Genomic DNA, 17,449 nt, shown 5'->3' with positions numbered 1-17,449 from the left:
GGAGGGTCAGGCGTTGACCAGGGGCCGCTCGGCGACGTGGGCCGAGGCCGGACGGCGACCTCGCACCGTCAGGAGGCCGCCGACACCCAGCAACAGGATGCCGCCGATGATCCCGACGAGCGGGACCGTGGTGGTGATCAGGCCCATGCTGGAGATGTTGTCCTCGGCGTCGGCCACGTTGGCCGCGACCTGCTCGTCGGTGAAGGACAGCTGGAGGTCCAGGGCCGGCGTACCGTCGGCGAGCGTGCGCTGCTGGTCGTCGGTCTGGTCGATGATCGACCCCGTCCTGGGCTCGACGAAGATCTCCTTCACCGCGGTGTAGGTGCCCGGGACCCCCTCCGAGATCTCGATCGGCTCCTCGTCCAGCGTGACGCGATAGACGTAGGTCTCCAGGCCGTCGATCGACTCGGTGCGGTCATAGACCGCGTCGACCGCGGCACCGACCGTGCCGTCCCAGTACGGGTAAGTCTCCTTCTCGGAGTCGAAGGGGAACTTGTTCACCAGCCCCTCGACGGCGTCGGCGTCGGCCGGCAGCGTGTTCTCGGGCAGGTCCTCGGTGGCGACGCCCTCCGCGGTGACGCGGTCGGTGGCGAAGGTGCTGATGCTGGCCGTGATCAGGTTCGGGTCGTCCCCGGAGACGCACTCGCCCTCGGTGCCGAACACGACGCACTGCGTCTGGGCCCAGACCGCGGTGTCGTCGGTCGAGACGTCGGAGTCGACCCGCGTCAGGCTGACGGCATAGACAGGTCGGGGGTCGAAGTCCCCGGTGGCGGTGTCCAGCTTGGCGGCCTCGCCCCCGAGATTGGTCGTGGTGTTGACGTCCAACGGCGTCTTCTTCACGACTCCGGGGGCCCAGATCATCGCCACCAGACCGGCGACCAACAAGAACCCACCCACGCCGGCAAGCACCGGCCCGATGATTTTGCGCATGTGTCTCTCTTCCCTCCCGCGCTCCCCTCCCAAGGAGCGCAGCCGCGGCGGACCCGCGTTGCTACTGGGCAGTATGGCACGAGTCACACGGACGAAACACAAGGACGCACGAATAGTCCTGTGCGATAGTCAGCGCCGTGTCCTCACCGGGTCCCGCGCCCTCCGGCGCTCGCGTCGTCGTCGGGTGTGCGGTGGTGATGATCGTCGCCCACCTGGGGTTCCTGGCCTGGGCGCTCTCCCCGAGCTGGTTCTACCTCGACGACTTCTTCCTCATCGGTGACGCGCCGAGCGGCCTGAGCCTGTCCTACCTCCTGGAACCGCACGACAGTCAGCTCATGTCCTTCGGCAGGGCCGTGGCATGGTTCGTGGCGACCGCCGGCGGCGGCCACTGGTCGGTGGCAGCGGCCCTCACCCTTGCGCTGCAGGCCGCGGCAAGCGCCGCCTGCGCCTGGGCACTGGTGACCCTGTTCGGAGTCCGAGGATGGGTCCTCGCCCTGCTCGGGGTGTACCTCTCGAGCGCCATGACCATGTCGGCGACGATGTGGTGGGCCGCGAGCCTCAACGCACTGCCCCTCCAGATCGCGGTCTTCTGCTCCGTCGGGTGCTGGTTCCGCTACCAACGAACCCGACGGGTCCGGTGGCTGCTCCTGACGCTGCTGGCCATCGCGTTCGGTCTCAGCGCCTACGTCAAGGCGCTGTTCCTGATCCCGCTGCTCGGCGGCATGACCCTGGCCTACTTCGCCGACGGCGGGTTGGGCCAGCGGGTGGCGACCGTTGTCCGTCGGGACCGGGTCGCCGTCGGCGCGGCCGTGGCCGGCGGCGGCGCCTACCTCGCGTACTACCTGGTGAATACCCCCCGCTTGGCCTCCGACGTTCCCGCCGACGTCGTCGGTCCGCTCGCGGAGCGGATGCTCGGTGAAGCCCTCTCGGTGGGCCTCCTCGGCGGGCCGTGGCGCTGGAACGGCGAGAACCCACCGGTCGGACTCGCGGATGCACCGGACGCGGTGGTCTCGCTCGCGTGGGTCGTGTTGATCGCGCTCGCGGTCTTCTTCGCCTTGCGACGCGAGCGCACCGGACGCGCATGGGCGTTGCTCATCGGCTACGCGCTCGCCTCCTTCCTGATGGTCCTCGTGACCCGCGCGCCCATCGTCGGCAGCATCGCCGGGCTGGAGTACCGGTACCTCAGCGACGTTGCCTGCGTGTGGCCGATCGTCCTCGGACTGGTCGCGCTGCCACTGGATGCGAACCCGCGAGGGAGCTCTCCACGCCCCGACCCCTTGCTGCGCGTCGCCCCCACTCCTCTCGTGGCAGGCGTCGCGCTCACGGCGCTCCTGGTGTCCGGCGTCGTCAGCTCGTCGCTCTACGTCGGGCCGTGGCACGACGACAACGACGCCGACCAGTACTTCCACGCCGCCACATCGACACTGCGCGACACGGGACCGATCGACCTCGCCGACCAAGTGGTGCCGGACCGCGTGATCCCTGGATACCAGTTCCCTCGCAACCGACTGGCCGAGCTGTTGCCGCTCTTCGTCGACGAGGCCCGGTTCCCCGACATGAGCGGCGACCTGGCCGTGATCGACGACAGCGGCACCCCCCGGCGCGCGACGATCGACGTCGCGGTGAAGACCCCACCTGGCCCGGACGGCGACTGCGGCAATCGGGTCGACGCCACCGGCGGAATCATTCGCCTCGATGCGCCGACCATTGACTACCCGTGGTGGGTACGGGTCGGCTACCTCTCCTTCGCCGAGGACGTGATCGCGATCGACATGGCCGGACAGTCCTTCACCGTGCCGGTGCGCCGGGGACTGCACAGCACCTTCCTCCGCGTCGATGGCATCATCTCGACGATCCGGGTCACCGGCGTGGCGCCGGACAACGCGGTGTGCGTGGACGTGGTCGAGATCGGTGAACCCGAGCCGGGAGGGCCGCTGTGAGCAGTCACCACACCAGCCGTCACGCCGCTGCGCGCCACGATCTGGTGCCCCCACCGCCGGAGACCGCGGTGGACTTCCCGGTGCTCGACACCCTGCGTGCGGTGGGAGCGTTCGCCGTCCTCACCACCCACGTCGCGTTCTGGTCCGGCGCCACCTTCGTCCCGGGGCTCCAGGGCACGCTGCTCGCCCGGCTCGACGTGGGTGTCGCGATCTTCTTCGTGCTCTCGGGGTTCCTGCTCAGTCGCGGTTGGATCCTTGCCGCCACCCGAGGTGGACGCGCCCCGAGGACCCGCAGCTACCTGTGGAAGCGGGTCGTCCGGATCTTCCCGGTCTACTTCGTTGCTGCGGTGCCCGCCCTGTGGCTGCTGCTCGACAACCGTGACCTGGACGTCGGCGATCGCATCAGCGCGCTGCTCCTGCTCTCGACGACGACCGGTGGCTCCTTCCCGAGCGGCCTGACCCACATGTGGAGCCTGGCCGTGGAGATGGCGTTCTACCTAGTCCTCCCGCTCCTCATGCTGGTCCTCGTCGGTCGGCGGGGTTGGTCAGCGCGGCGTCTCGTGGTCGGTGTGGCCCTCCTGTGGCTGGCCGCGATCTGGTGGCACCTCGACCTCGCGGACCGCATCCAGGACCACGTCGCGGGAACGACCACGCTGTGGCTCCCGGCCTACATCGGCTGGTTCGCCATGGGCATCGGGCTCGCAGCGGTACAGGTGTGCCACGACGACGCGCCGAGCGGGTGGACCCGCGGGCTCGCGACGCTGGGGCGCCAGCCCGGGGCTTGCTGGACACTCGTGGCGGGCCTGCTCCTCCTCTCCGCCACGCCGCTGGCCGGGCCCACACAACTGGTGCCAGCCGACGACGCAGCCGCCCTGACCAAGTCGGTGCTGTACGCCGGGATCGGCTTCCTGATCGTGCTGACAGGAGTCTTCACCTCGGCGGCCTCTCGCTACGTGCAGGTGTTGACGCTGCCGTGGCTGCGACGGCTCGGATGGATCTCCTACGGGGTCTTCTGCCTCCATCTCCCGCTGCTCCACTTCGTCATGTGGGTCACCGGATGGCCGTTGTTCGAAGGCCGAGGCATCCCGATCTGGTTGCTGACGGTGGCGCTCAGCCTGGTGACCGCCGACCTCGTCTATCGGTTCGTCGAACGGCCGGCGCTGCGGTGGAAGCGTCTGGTGCGGTAGCGCCCTGCACCGATCGCGACTCCCACCACGGGGAACAGCAGCACGTACCCGGGCCAGGCGCGCTCACCGGCCCAACCGCCGGCGCTCCCCCACGGCTCCAGCGCCTGGACGCACGCGACAGCGAGGGCGGTGCCGCCCAGCAGCCAGGGCACCGAACTTCGAAGGGCATCCGGGCCACGCCACGCCGCGAGGAGCACCGCCGCAGCGATGAGCCCGATCGCGAAGCCGGTCCAGCCGGCGACCCACCCGGCAACGAGCAGGGCCAAGGAGAGCATGGCGAGGGGCGGTACCGGCCGCTCCCGGAGCGGTGGCGGATCATCGCGCCAGCGGCGACTCCACAGCACCAGGAGTGCGAGGAGTGCGATGGCCAGGGCGCCGGCGAGCAGCCCACCGCGGTACGGCGCATCGGCGGCGTACTCGACCCGCACCGGGGCGGCGCCCTCGCCCGGGGGCAACCACCACCCCTGCTGCCATCCGTCGACCGGCAGCGACGCCAACGCAGCGGTGCCACGGGAAGCGACCCAGCCGTCGTTGAGGTTCTCCCGGAGCGCGACGACACGGTCCTCCCCATCGGTCCCTGCTGTGCGCGCGGTGGCTCCGGACCAGTCCCCGTCGACACCGCGGCCGGCGGAGAGCTCGGCCTGGCCGTCGAGGCGCTGCAGCAACACCGACTCGGGCAGGAACGTCGCCGACGCCTCGACGTCGACGTCGAGCTCACCGGCCGGCACCGTGAGACCCTCAGTGGACTCCCCCGTCGTCGATGCCTCACCGGTGCACACCCGCGCCGTTGCCTCCCGTCCCGCGAACAGGTCGGCAGGAGCGGCCCGGACCGCCGTCTCGTAGCGCACGCCCTCCACCTCGACTGCCGGACCGCTGCCGCAGCCGAGGTCGGCCTGTTGCCGGGACAGCTGCAACGGCAGCGGCGCCCGGTCGCCGAGCCGGACCTCGCCGATGCCCACCCCGAGCTCACGGCCCTGACCGTCGAAGTCGAGCCCGCGCGCCTGGTCGGTTCCCAGCACCTCGATTCGCAGCCGGTCCGTCCGCAGGGGGGCGAAGCGGGCCTGCCCGTCCGCCAGGGCCACCTCGCGCTCACCGCCGGGCCAGACCAGCCGGACGCGCGTGGGCAGCTGGGCTGCCGTCCCCGGGTCGAGCGCCATGCGGATCCGGTCGACACGACGCTGACCGACCCAGGTGACCGTCAGCGAGGGCCTGAGGTCGTCCGGGTCCGCCAGCCATGAGGTCCCGGGGTCACCGTCGATGGCGGCGAGCGCGGACGCCCGGGGATCCGGCACCCCGGTCGACGATGCCGACGCATCCACCAGCTGGCCGCGCGTCAGGAGGCGCTCCAGTGCTGTGCCGGGACGGGGCGCAACGGTCACCTCGGCGGACCACTGTGCGGACTCCTGGAGCCCGAAGGTCCGTCGGATCGCATGCGGTTCCTCGTCGGTGCGCTCCCGCCCGGGCACGCACCCGATGCGGTCCGACACCCGTAGACATCCACTGCGGTGGTCGTCGTCGCGTCGCAGCAGCACCGCGTCGGGGTCGCCCCAGCTCGCGGGCACCGACGGCAGCACGAGGCGTCGTTCCACGCTGACGCCGGGCAGGAGCACCTCCCCGATCTCCAGTCGCCCGCCGGCGCCGTTCACCGACTCGAGTCGGATCCGATCGGTTGCGCCCTCGGGCAGGGCGAAGGTGCGCGTCTCCCCCGGCCCGACCGTGAGGGAGTCGCTCACACCGGAAGGCGTGCGCACCCGCACCACCTGTCGTTCCGGTGCCGCGGGGCCGCCGGTCACCCGCACCTCGGAGCTCGCGAGCGGTGTGTGCAGTCGCACCTCCCACCATGCCGACTCCTCCTGCCACGGTTGGGACGTCCACGCCGTCGCCGGGTCCCCGTCGAGGGCCGCCCACCGGTGCTCGCCACGACGCGCTCCTCCCACCGTGCCGGCCTCGGCACTGGAGGACGACGCCGCAACGGAGGCGACCCCGTCCACTCGGGCAACGGTGGACCACTCGTCCCACCCGTCGGCCAGGAAGTCCCGGGAGGGCCGGTCCTGCGGCTCCGGGTCGTCTGCGGCGCGGGCCGCGGAGACACCGTCGTGGATACGTCCGAACGCGCGGGTGCGGGACCGGAGTCCGTCGGTGAGCACCAACGGCGTACGTCTGTTGTCGGGAAGGCCGCCGGCCAGGTACGTCGGCAGCTCGTCGGGGAGGTCGCCCGCGAGCACCGCGGGTGTCGAGGGCGAGAGTCCCCACTCCGTCAGGTCTGCCAGGTCCTCGGGTCCCCCGGCCACGACCGCCACGTCCGAGGCCGCGACCTGGGCCGACGCCGAGGGCACGCCGAACACCTCGACGGCGGGGTGGGGTGCCTGCCACCCGCCGTTGACGACGATGCGCTCACCGTCCTCGCCCTCCAATGACGGCTCGCCGCCGATCTCCGGGCCGAACGTGGCCACGCGGGTCAGGCCGGGCGAGTCCGCGATGGCCTGGCGGACGACGGCGGGATCGGGGACGTCGTCCTGGTGGGTGAGGTCGTTGCGCAGCACCACGTGGCCGACGCCGGCACGCGCGAGGAACCTGGTCAGCGCCGCGGACCCCTTGCCCTCCGCGAGCCGCCGCTCGACCTCGTCGAGCATCCGCACGTTGCCCTCGGGCGCCAGCGGCACCGCGTTGCGCACCGCCCACCGCGACGACGCGAGGGCCTGGAGGGGCTCGTCGTCCGTCGTGCCCCACTGGTAGTCACCGAACGATGACCCGGGAACCAGCAGTGCGGTGCGATCGTCGTCGCGTGCCGCGAGCCAGTCCGCGGTCTCCTGCCAGTACCCGGGGATCGCCGACGGGGCACCGGCGGGCGCGATCCGGCCGGCCATCGCCGGCAACGCCGAACCGGCCACGGCGACGAGCGCCATCCCGACCACCGCGACCCGGTTCACTCGAACCGCGAGGTCGGTCGGCCGCGTCGCGAGGACGTGGTCGACGACGAAGGCGAGGCCGAGCACCAGCGGTAGCCGCACGATCGGATCGAACTTGTGCACGTTGCGCAACGGGGCCAGGACGCCGTCCAACAGTGACCGGACGTCCCCGACGAACCACCCCTCGACCGCGCCGTAGTGGCCCGCAGTCACCATCACGACCCCCACCAGCAGGCTCGCGGCAAGGAAGGCGCGGTGGCGGGTCGAGGGCAGCAGCATCCCCGCGATCCCCAGCATCAGCAGTACGCCGCTGTCCAGCGCGAGGAGCGAGGTCGTGATGAGGTCGTGGCCCGCCCGGGACCCCGGGTCGATGTAGGGCACCCAGTTCGACGTGCCGCGCAACGTGTCGAACAGGGTCGTGGGAAACGTCGTGACCTGGGTGGTCTCGATGTAGTCCAGGAACGCCGGACTGTAGGCGCCGAGCACGAAGAGCGGGACCAGCCACCACACCGTGCCCAGGAAGGTGAACACGGGCCACCACACCATCAGCGCGCGTCGCCGGGGTCCCGGTTCGCGGGTCAGCAGCCAGACCACGCCCATCGGGAGCACCGCGAAGGTCGCCGCCGCGTTGACGCCGCCGACGAGCGCCACGCCGAGACCGGCGAGCGCAGCCCAGCGTCGTGGCGATCCCGCCTCGGTGCCGCGGACGAGCGCCAGCAGCACCCAGGGCGCGATCGCGCTGGGCCACGCCTCGATCGAGATCGGGCCGAGCGTGGTGAGCATCCGAGGTGACAGCGCGTAGGCGAAACCCGCCACCAGGCAGGCGAGATCGCTGCGTACGCCGAAGGCCCTGGCGACCTTGGCGGCGCCCACGAGCGCCGTCGACATCACCAGCGCCAACCACAGGCGCTGCACGACCCACGCGGGCAGGTCCACCAGCCACCCCAGGGCGAAGAAGGGTCCCATCGGCCAGAAGTAGCCGTACGCCTGGTTCTGCAGCTGTCCGAACGCACCCTCGGCATCCCAGGCATGCAGCGCCCGGCCGAGGAAGTCCAACGGTGCGACGCCGAGGTCGAGCTTGGTGTCGGAGACGAGCAGGCCCGGGTCCTGCACGAACGCCACGCCGGTCAGCAACAGGCAACTGGCCCACAGGCGGATGCGGAAGGTCGAGCTCACAGGGGTACTGCTCACTTCTTCCGCAGCACCAGAACGAGGTTCCAGGTCACGACCTCACGGAGCACGGGGACGCGGGTGAGCCACCACGCCCATCGCGGGTTGTAGCGCGGCGCCGACTCCAGGACCTCCGCCCTCCCCGACGCGACCACCACGTCGGCCCAGCGGAGCCCGGCGGCGACGGTCACCGGGAACAACGACTCCCCGAAACGGTTCTTCGGCTCGTGGCCCAGGCGACGGGCGTAACGCCGGCGCGCGCGATGGCCACCCAAGTAGTGCCACGGCGCGGTCTCGTGTCCACCCCACGGCCCCCACCACACCGTGTAGCTGAGGAACACGGTGCCGCCGGGGCGGGTCACCCGGAGCATCTCCTCGGCCATTCGCCACGGATCCACCACGTGCTCGAGCACATTGGAGGAGAAGCAGACGTCCACCGCGTCGGTCGCGAAGGGAAGTTGCATGCCGCTGCCGACCACCGTCCCCGGAGCGACCTCCCCCGCGCCGGCCAGCTCGCCGACATCGGAGTCCAGCGCCCAGTACCGGGCCCCGGCGTGCTCGAACGCGCGACGGAAGTAGCCGGGGCCGCCACCGACGTCGAGCATGGTGGCCGCTGCGAGGTCACAGTGGCGCGCGAGGTGAGCGGCGGAGTCCTCGGCCATCGCGGTGTAGAACCGGGCCGGATCGCTCTGTTCGAGCCGGAACTCCCGCAACAGGCGGACGGAGCGCCGCAAGGTCGGACGGTGCGACACATCAGTCCGCGAAGCGTTCAGCACAGCGGCTACCGTACGGTAGGATCCCCGTTTCATGGAGGTTTGGGAGGACCTCCAGGGGAGGGATGTCGTCTTTCTCAGTTGGCGCGATGCGCGCAACCCTGAGGGAGGTGGCGCGGAGCTCTACCTGGAGAACATCGCAACTGGGTTGGCCCGGCACGGGTGCCGCGTCACCGTGTTCACTGCTGCCTACGACGGCGGCGCGGCCGACGAAGTCGTCGACGGCGTGCGCTACGTCCGTCGCGGATCACGGCTCAGCGTCTACTGGGAGGGAATGCGAGCCCTGCGACGCGGGGACCTCGGCGATCCCGACGTGGTCGTCGACATCCAGAACGGCTTGCCCTTCTTCTCCCGCCTGGTCACCCGCAGGCCCAGCATCGTGCTGGTCCACCACGTGCACCGGGAGCAGTGGCCGGTCGTCTTCCCCGGCCCGGCCGGTCGTGTCGGCTGGTGGATCGAGCGTCGTTTCGCGCCCTGGCTCTACCGACACTGCCAGTACGTTGCCGTCTCGCGGGCGACGCGGGACGAGCTCTGCGACCTCGGCGTCGACCGCTCCCGGATCGCCGTGGTGCACAACGGCACCTCGGTCGCCCCACTGACCGGCGGAGAGAAGGCCCGCACACCGACGGTGACCGTCGTCGGTCGCCTCGTCCCGCACAAGCAGGTGGAGCACGCCGTCGACGCGGTGCGGGCGGCACGTGCCCAGTTCCCCGACCTCCGGCTCGAGATCGTCGGCGACGGTTGGTGGCGCAGCGAGTTGGAGACCTACGTCGACCAGCGCGGCGCCCGGGAGTTCGTCTCCTTCCTCGGCCACGTCGACGAGGCGGAGAAGCACTCGGCGTACAAGCGCTCCTGGCTGCTGCTCCTGCCCTCGCTGAAGGAGGGGTGGGGCCTGGTGATCGGCGAGGCGGGGATGCACTCCACGCCCACGATCGCCTACCGCGCCGCCGGAGGCACGCGGGAGTCCATCGACGACGGCGTCTCGGGCGTGCTCGTGGACGACCCCGAGGAGTTCACCAACGCCCTGCGGGAACTGCTGGGCGACGAGATGCGGCGCAAGGAGATGGGCAAGGAGGCCCTGGCGATGAGCTTCGCCTTCTCCTGGGAGCGCGCAGAGGAGGCGTTCGGCTCCGTGGTCCACTCCGCGGTGCGTGGCGAGGTGGTCGCCGCTGACGAGATCGCGCTGGCGCCGCGGGTCGAGCCGCGGCGACTCGCCTCCTGACCCACACCACTCCGAACACACACGAACGGCGGGCCGCACAGCGGCCCGCCGTTCGTTGCAGCGCTGTCAGTTCGAGCCGTACTCGATGCTCACGTTGCCGACGTTCACCGGAGACTCCTCCGGGGTGCCGGTCTGTGCGTTCACGAGGCCGACGACGCTGGCTGCGGCCAGTCCGCCACCGACGAGCACGCTCACGATGGCTGCGATGGTCGTGGATCCCACGTTGCTACCTCCCCTTGTCGCCGATCACGATATCACCCGCGCCGCCTCCTCCGTGCCATCAACGAACACGCGACGGCAAGGAGCACGATCGGCCCCGTCCACGCGGTCGCCATCGCCGTTGCCTCGACTCGGGGCGTGCCGCGATCGACGACACCGCGGAGTGCGATCACCACGACCCGCTCGTCCGCAGCGAGCCGATCGCCGGCCACCTCGTCGACGTCGGTCCCACCGGGCGCGGCCAGGTCCACCACGACGATGCCGATGCCCGAGCGCGCCAGCGCACGGGACCGTTCCTCCGGCGTTGGTCGCGCGAGCGCCTCCCTGACCGTGTCGACTCGCGGATCCTCGCCGGCCACGACGGTGCCCGACACGACCAGGTCGTCGCCCGCGACGTAGTCACGCGGGAGGTAGCGCCCCCACGGGTCCAACACTTTGCGGCCCTCGTTCCAGGGCGGCTGCCGGTAACTGGTCAGGGGCAACAGCACGACGTCACCGTCCTGCGCACGCCCGCCCGCGGCGTCCACTGCGACGCGGGCACGCTCGTAGGAGGCGGGATAGGACACCGCGGCCACCCTCCCCGACACCCCCCACACCGCATCGGGCAACAACAGCACCGGGAGAAGGACGACGGTGGCCGCGGTGACGGAGCGCGCGACGGCGCTGGGCGCGATCCGACGCCGGGCCTCGACGACGCCGTGCCCGACCAAGGACACCAGCAGGGGCGCGCAGAGCACGAGACCGCGCGCACCGTCGCGGAGGAGGCCGAGGCCCGGGACCTGCTCCCCCAGCCATCCGACGGCCCCCGGCGCCACCCACGTCGCGCAGGCGGTGGCCCATCCCGCCACCCAGCACCCCAGCACGGCACCACGCTCGCGGCGCTCGGTACGTCGCCACCACGACCGCGCGCCCAGCGCCGCCAAGCCTCCCAGCACCACCAGCGCGATCCACCCGAGAAGACCACCACGGGTGTCCGGCACGACCTCGCTGTTCCACACGCCCCCGAGCGTCAACGCTGCCACCGGACCCGGCACGGTCCCCTCGTCGTGGAGGGCGAAGACCCGGGCACCAGCCGGATCCACGGCCGCGTCCCCTGCGTGGAGCAGGCCAGCGATGACCCACGGCGCGTTCGCCGCGGCGACGAGCAGCACCAGAGTGACCTGACGGGCACGTCCGGCAGCCGCGGCGACCAGCACGACCGCCGTGGCGAGCCCGGCGCTCGCCGAGAGGCTGCCCAACGGCACCAGGAGCAACAGGCCGGCGGGCACGGCCGCCCGTGCCCGCCACCGGCGGCACAGCACGATCACCCATGGGAGGACGGCGTACCCAACGAGCACCGGCCAGTGGCCGAGGACCAGTCGCTCCACCACCAGCGGGTTCCACTGGTACACCCCGACCGCGACCAGGCGGGGGACCAGGCCGTCAGGCACCAGTCTGGCCGCGCCGAGGCCGCCACCGACCAGGGCCGCCAGCAGCACGACCTTCTGCAGCACCGCCCCCGGCACCAGCTCGTCCAGTACCGCCACCACGGCATCCGACGGCACCGCCCGCGGGAGTTCGCTGCCGAGGCCGAGGAAGTCCGGGCGCAGCGACAGGTCGGGGACCCAGACCATGTCGTAGGAGAGGACGTACCCCGGCGCCAGCGCCGGACCGAGCAGTGCCACCGCGAGGACGACGGACCACCCGGGGACCAAGGCGCGCGTGCGGTCGTACGTGCTCAAGCTCTCCCCTTCACCGGCTGGGCCAATCCAACCACCTCGGTCCCGCGCCGGGTCGACCTCGACACGGCGCCCGGGCGGTGGGATCGATGTCCCGGGCAATGGCTAGTGTCATGGTCGTGAGCACCGACACCGGGTCGCGCGACCGCTCGACCTCGCCAGCTGCGACCGGGCGCATGATCGCGTTCCTGCGCAGCAGCGCCGGCATCGCGGTGGCCATGGCGGCGATGAACGTCGGCAACTACGTCTTCCAGATGCTGGCCGCGCGCCTCCTGGGACCCAGCCAGTTCGGCGCGATCGCCAGCCTGATGGCACTACTGATGGTGCTCTCGGTGGTCCAGCTCGGCATCCAGGCGACCGCAGCACGACGTATCGCCGCCGACCCTGACGACGTGTCAGCGATCGAGGACACGGTGCTGGGCACCACCTGGCGCGCTGCGATCCTGCTCGCCGGGCTCGCCGTCGCCTCAGCACCGCTGGTCGCCTCCCTGCTGCGCCTCGATTCGGTGTGGTCGGCGGTGATGCTCGCGCTCACGGTGCTGCCGGTGACGGTGATGGGAGGCCACGCGGGAGTCCTCCAGGGCGAGCGACGGTGGTTCGCCCTCAGCCTCGTCTACCTGGCCGTCGGCATCCCGCGCGTTGCCGTCGGCTCGGTGTGCCTGCTGGTGTCCCCCACGGCGACCAGCGGCATGGTCGGCGTGCTGATCGCGGCCTGGGCACCGGTACTGGTCGGGTCGCTGGCGCTGCGGAACCGGACCCACCACGAAGCCGCCTGGAACGCGCACGACCGCGCCGTACGCCGCGACGTCCGGCGCGAGGCGGCCGGGAGCTCGGTGGCGCTGCTGGCCTTCGTCGCACTGGCCAATCTCGACGTGGTCGTCGCCCGCAGTGTCCTCGACGACCACGACGCCGGCCTCTACGCGGCCGGCCTGATCGTGACCAAGGCGGTGCTGTTCCTCCCCCAGTTCGCCGTGATCATCCTGTTCCCCTCGATGTCGACGGCCTCGGAGAACCGGCAGGCCGTGCGACAGGGACTGGCGCTCCTGACGGGGATGGGAGCCGCGTGCGTGCTCGCCACCTACCTGCTCAGCGGTCTGGCCCTCGAGTTCATCGGCGGCGGCGAGTACGCCGACGTCCAGGACCGCCTCTGGCTCTTCGCCGTCCTGGGAAGCCTGCTGGCGCTCCTCCAGCTGCTCGTCTACGCAGGCCTGGCCAAGCGCGGCCGCTGGACGAAGTACCTCATCACCATCGGTGTCGGCGTTCTCGTCGCCGTCGGCGCCACCACCAGCACCGTGACCGGCCTGGCAGCGAGCGTCGCGACGATCGACGCGGTGGTGCTCACCCTGTTGCTCACGCTGCAGGCGATTCGGTCGCGGACCGGGCGGACCACCGTCGGCGCCTAGCCAGCGCGGCGCCGCCCTCAGTGGGCGGCTTCGTGCCAGGTGGCGCCGGTGCCGACCGAGACGTCGAGCGGGATGGTGAGCTCGGCGGCACGGCCCATCTGCTCGCGCACGATCTCCTCCAGCGCGTCCCGCTCCCCCGGCGCGACCTCGAGCACGAGCTCGTCGTGCACCTGCAACAGCATGCGGGAGGAGAGCCCGGCCGCAGTGATGGCGTCCTGCACGTGCAGCATCGCCACCTTGATCAGGTCCGCGGCCGACCCCTGGATCGGGGCGTTGAGCGCCATCCGCTCCGCCATCGCGCGCCGCTGCCGGTTGTCGCTGGTCAGGTCGGGCAGGTAGCGGCGCCGGCCCATGATCGTCTCGGTGAACCCGTCGCGCCGCGCCTCGTCGACGACGCCGTCGAGGTAGTCCCGGATGCCGCCGAAGGTCTCGAAGTAGTCCTCCATCAGGCCCCGCGCCTCGCCCGGCTCGATGCCGAGCTGCTGGCCCAGGCCGAAGGCGGACAGACCGTAGGCGAGGCCGTAGTTCATCGCCTTGATCTTGGCCCGCATCTCCTGGGTGACCTCGTCGGGCTCCACGTCGAACACCCGCGCCGCCGTCGTGGCGTGGAAGTCCGCGCGGTTGCGGAACGCCTCGATGAGCAGCTCGTCCTCGGACAGGTGCGCCATGATCCGCATCTCGATCTGGCTGTAGTCGGCCGTCATCAGGCAGTCGTAGCCCTCGCCCACGACGAACGCCTCCCGGATGCGGCGCCCCTCCTCGGTGCGGACCGGGATGTTCTGCAGGTTGGGGTCGGTGCTGGAGAGACGCCCCGTGGCCGCGATGGTCTGGTTGAAGGTGGTGTGGATCCGGCCGTCCGGCTGCACGGTCTTGAGCAGGCCCTCCACCGTCTGACGCAGTCGCGCCACGTCGCGGTGGCGCAACAGGTACTCGAGGAACGGGTGCTCGGTCTGGACGTACAACCCGCGCAGCGCGTCGGCGTCGGTGGTGTAGCCGGTCTTGGTGCGCTTGGTCTTCGGCATCCCCAGCTCGTCGAAGAGCACCACCTGGAGCTGCTTGGGCGAGCCGAGGTTGATCTCCTTGCCGATGACCTCGTACGCCGCGTCCGCGGCCGCGCGGACCTCGCCGGCGAAGTGCTGCTCGAGCTCGGCGAGGTGGTCCCCGTCCACCGCGATGCCGACCTGCTCCATGCCGGCCAGCAGGTGGACCAGCGGCAGCTCGACGTCGGTGAGCAGGCGCGCGCCACCGGCGCGCTCGATCTCGCCGGCCAACGCCTCGGCCAGCTCGATGACGGCGTGGGCCGAGAGCATCGCGGTCTGGGCTGCTCCCCCGGCCGTGTCGGGGTCCTCGAAGAGCTCCCCCTGGTCGGGGTCGGCCTCGGCGTGCAGCTCCCGCTTGAGGAAGCGCAGGGTCAGGTCGCGCAGGTGGTAGGTGCGCTGGTCCGGCTGCGCGAGGTACGCGCTCAGTGCGGTGTCCGCGGCGACCCCGGCGAGCGTCCACCCATGGGCAGCCAGCGCCAGCTCGGGCCCCTTGGCCTCGTGCAGCACCTTGGGCTTCTCGGGATCGGCCAACCAGGCAGCGAGCGCGGCGTCGTCGGCCGGCCCCAGGTCCGCCAGGTCGAGGTAGGCGGCCCGGGCGTCGGCCGTGGCGAAGGCGATGCCGTCGACGCTGCCCGTGCCCGCGGCCCAGGCGCCGCGCAGGTGCACGCCGACCTGCTCATGGCCCAGGCCCTCGAGGAAGTCAGCTACCTCGCCGGCACGCACCACCGTGGTGGCGAGCTCCACCTGCTCCTCCGTCACCGGCTCCTCGTCGCCACCGAGGGTGTCGAAGGCACGGGTGCGCAGCTCGCCGCGGAACTCCAGCTCGTCGAAGAGCTCCAGGGTCGCCTGCCGGTCCCAGTCGACCCACGCGAGGTCGCCCGGCGCGCGCTCGAGCGCGAGGTCCCGCACCAGGGCGTTGAGGCGTCGGTTGCGGATCACGTCGCCCAGGTGGGCGCGCAGCGCCTCACCCTTCTTGCCGCCGATCTGGTCGGCCTGCGCGATGACGTTGTCCAGCCCGTCGTAGGTCGTGAGCCACTTGGCAGCGAACCCCTGGCCCACACCGGGCACGCCGGGCAGGTTGTCGGAGGTCTCCCCCACGATCGCCGCGAGCTCGGGGTAGCGCTCCGGGCGGACGCCGTACTTCTCCTCCACGGCGTCGGGCGTCATCCGCGCGAGGTCGGACACGCCGCGCATCGGGTAGAGCACGGTGGAGGTGTCGGTGACCAGCTGCAGCGAGTCGCGGTCGCCGGTGAGGATGAGGACCTCCATGTCCTCGGCGAGGGCCTGCGTGGTGAGCGTGGCGATGATGTCGTCGGCCTCGTAGCCGTCGACCTTCAGGAACGGGATGCCGAACCCGGTCAGCACGCCCTCGATGAGGGGCAGCTGGCTGCGGAACTCATCGGGGGTCTTGTTGCGCTTGGCCTTGTAGTCGGCGTACTCCTCGGTGCGGAAGGTCTGGCGTGAGACGTCGAAGGCCACCGCGACGTGGGTGGGCTGCTCGTCGCGCAGCACGTTGACCAGCATCGAGGTGAAGCCGTAGACGGCATTGGTGTGCTGGCCGGCGGCGGTGGAGAAGTTCTCCACCGGCAGGGCGAAGAAGGCGCGGTAGGCCAGCGAGTGGCCGTCGAGCAGCAACAGGCGGGGGCGCGAGGTCTCGGAGGGCACCCTGCGACCCTATCGACCGCCACGGACAGTAGGTTGACGCGCATGACCGACGTCGACGCGCTCCTCGCCGCCATGCCCGACGGTGCGGGCGCACTCAACCGCAAGCTGGGCGTGGAGGTCCTCGAGGCATCCGCGGACCGCGTCGTGGCCACCATGCCCGTCGAGGGCAACACCCAGCCCTACGGCCTCCTCCACGGCGGCGCGTCCGTCGCACTCGCCGAGTCCCTGGGCTCGATCGGCGCCGCCATCCACGCCTTCCCCGACAAGGCGCCGGTCGGCGTGGACATCAACGCCACGCACCACCGCGCCGCCACCGAGGGCACGGTCACCGGCACGGCCACGGCCATCCACCTCGGTCGCACCAGCGCGGCGTACGAGATCGTCATCACCAACGAGGCCGGCAAGCGGATCTGCACCTCGCGCATCACCTGCGCGCTGGTCGACGCCAGCCGGGTCTGAGCCGAAGGACCCACGGTGATCCCGGGCACCGGCACGGCCGTCAACATCGCGACGGTGCTGCTCGGCTCCGTGATCGGCCGCTACGCCGGCCACCTGCTCCCCGAGCGCACCCGGCAACTGGTCACCGACGCGCTCGGGCTGGTGACCCTGCTGATCGCGGCGACCTCGGCCCTGGCAGTGCTCAGCGAGGACCTCAGTGATGCCGTCGGGGACGCCGCTCCCCTCCTCATCGTGCTCGGCTCGGTGCTGATCGGGGGCATCGCGGGGTCGCTGGCCAGGATCGAGGAGCGCGTCGAAGGGCTCGGCGGCTGGCTGCAGCGCCGCCTGGCCGGTGGCGCCTCCGGTGCCGATCGGCGCCGCTTCGTCGAGGGATACGTCGTCGCCTCGCTCATCTTCTGCACCGGCCCGCTCACCATCCTCGGCTCCCTGTCCGACGGCCTGGGGCTGGGTGCCGACGAGCTCTACCTGAAGTCCGTGCTCGACGGCTTCGCCGCCATTGCGTTCGCCGCGGCGTTCGGCTGGGGCGTCGCGGCGAGCGTGCTCACCATCGCCGTCGTCCAGGGCGGCCTCACCGTGGTCGGCATGGTGCTCGGCGACGTGCTCTCCGACGCCCAGGTCGCCGCGATCACCGCGACCGGAGGCGTGCTGCTGGTCGGCGTGGCCCTCCGACTGCTGGACCTGCGCCGGGTCGCCGTCGCCGACCTACTGCCGGCCCTCCTGATGGCGCCCGTCCTGGTAACGACCGTCACTGCCCTCGCCTGAGGATTCCCCCGGTTTATTACGGTTCGGCCACATTCGGCAATTGGTTGAAGCA

General features: G+C 71.4%; 12 protein-coding genes. 6 read left to right on the top strand and 6 right to left on the bottom strand.

Annotation, left to right across the window (positions count from 1 at the left end):
- Nucleotides 1-6 precede the first annotated feature (6 nt).
- On the bottom strand, nt 7-930 hold the full coding sequence (locus tag KUV85_RS03675; protein WP_219961866.1) for a DUF3068 domain-containing protein: 924 nt from the start codon (nt 928-930) through the stop codon (nt 7-9).
- A 137-nt stretch (nt 931-1,067) separates the two neighbouring features.
- On the opposite strand from KUV85_RS03675, the gene KUV85_RS03670 reads away from it, so the two are divergent.
- Complete coding sequence (locus KUV85_RS03670; RefSeq protein WP_219961865.1) at nt 1,068-2,870, top strand: hypothetical protein; 1,803 nt, start codon at nt 1,068-1,070, stop codon at nt 2,868-2,870.
- Nucleotides 2,867-4,057 carry an acyltransferase family protein gene (locus KUV85_RS03665; RefSeq protein WP_219961864.1) on the top strand — a complete coding sequence of 397 codons (1,191 nt, stop codon included), beginning with the start codon at nt 2,867-2,869 and terminating at the stop codon, nt 4,055-4,057. Before KUV85_RS03670 ends, KUV85_RS03665 begins: the two co-directional genes overlap by 4 nt.
- Here the strand turns inward: KUV85_RS03665 and KUV85_RS03660 are convergent.
- Together KUV85_RS03660 and KUV85_RS03655 are read right to left on the bottom strand one after the other, a co-directional pair.
- Complete coding sequence (locus KUV85_RS03660; RefSeq protein ID WP_219961863.1) at nt 4,006-8,142, bottom strand: alpha-(1->3)-arabinofuranosyltransferase domain-containing protein; 4,137 nt, start codon at nt 8,140-8,142, stop codon at nt 4,006-4,008. The two genes, KUV85_RS03665 and KUV85_RS03660, sit on opposite strands and share 52 nt — an antisense overlap.
- 11 nt (nt 8,143-8,153) lie before the next feature.
- On the bottom strand, nt 8,154-8,870 hold the full coding sequence (locus tag KUV85_RS03655) for a class I SAM-dependent methyltransferase (RefSeq protein ID WP_219961862.1): 717 nt from the start codon (nt 8,868-8,870) through the stop codon (nt 8,154-8,156).
- A 73-nt stretch (nt 8,871-8,943) separates the two neighbouring features.
- On the opposite strand from KUV85_RS03655, the gene KUV85_RS03650 reads away from it, so the two are divergent.
- A complete protein-coding gene (locus KUV85_RS03650; RefSeq protein ID WP_219961861.1) occupies nt 8,944-10,131 on the top strand; it encodes a glycosyltransferase family 4 protein in 1,188 nt (395 codons plus the stop codon).
- Nucleotides 10,132-10,197: 66 nt separating this feature from the next.
- Here the strand turns inward: KUV85_RS03650 and KUV85_RS03645 are convergent, their stop codons facing one another.
- Together KUV85_RS03645 and KUV85_RS03640 are read right to left on the bottom strand one after the other, a co-directional pair.
- Nucleotides 10,198-10,353, bottom strand: a complete 156-nt coding sequence (locus tag KUV85_RS03645; RefSeq protein WP_219961860.1) for a hypothetical protein — start codon at nt 10,351-10,353, stop codon at nt 10,198-10,200.
- Between the two features lie 32 nt (nt 10,354-10,385).
- Entirely contained in the window at nt 10,386-12,071 is a 1,686-nt protein-coding gene (locus KUV85_RS03640; RefSeq protein ID WP_219961859.1) for a hypothetical protein, read from the bottom strand.
- Nucleotides 12,072-12,187: 116 nt separating this feature from the next.
- Here KUV85_RS03640 and KUV85_RS03635 point away from each other — a divergent pair, with 116 nt between their 5' ends.
- Nucleotides 12,188-13,471, top strand: coding sequence for a lipopolysaccharide biosynthesis protein (locus tag KUV85_RS03635; RefSeq protein WP_219961858.1), 1,284 nt, complete (start codon nt 12,188-12,190; stop codon nt 13,469-13,471).
- A 17-nt stretch (nt 13,472-13,488) separates the two neighbouring features.
- Here KUV85_RS03635 and polA read toward each other — a convergent pair whose 3' ends face one another.
- Nucleotides 13,489-16,176, bottom strand: a complete 2,688-nt coding sequence (gene polA / locus KUV85_RS03630) for a DNA polymerase I (RefSeq protein WP_219961857.1) — start codon at nt 16,174-16,176, stop codon at nt 13,489-13,491.
- 42 nt (nt 16,177-16,218) lie between these two features.
- Here polA and KUV85_RS03625 point away from each other — a divergent pair, with 42 nt between their 5' ends.
- Nucleotides 16,219-16,635 carry a hotdog fold thioesterase gene (locus tag KUV85_RS03625; protein ID WP_219961856.1) on the top strand — a complete coding sequence of 139 codons (417 nt, stop codon included), beginning with the start codon at nt 16,219-16,221 and terminating at the stop codon, nt 16,633-16,635.
- A gap of 15 nt (nt 16,636-16,650) precedes the next feature.
- The gene (locus tag KUV85_RS03620) at nt 16,651-17,397 is read left to right on the top strand and encodes a DUF554 domain-containing protein (RefSeq protein WP_219961855.1); all 747 of its coding nucleotides are present in this window, start codon (nt 16,651-16,653) and stop codon (nt 17,395-17,397) included.
- The last annotated feature ends 52 nt before the right edge of the window (nt 17,398-17,449 follow it).

This window comes from Nocardioides panacisoli, from assembly GCF_019448235.1.
Classification (GTDB): domain Bacteria; phylum Actinomycetota; class Actinomycetes; order Propionibacteriales; family Nocardioidaceae; genus Nocardioides; species Nocardioides panacisoli_A.
The sequence above is the reverse complement of the archived record's forward strand: the minus strand, read 5'-3'. Positions and strand labels throughout refer to the sequence as shown.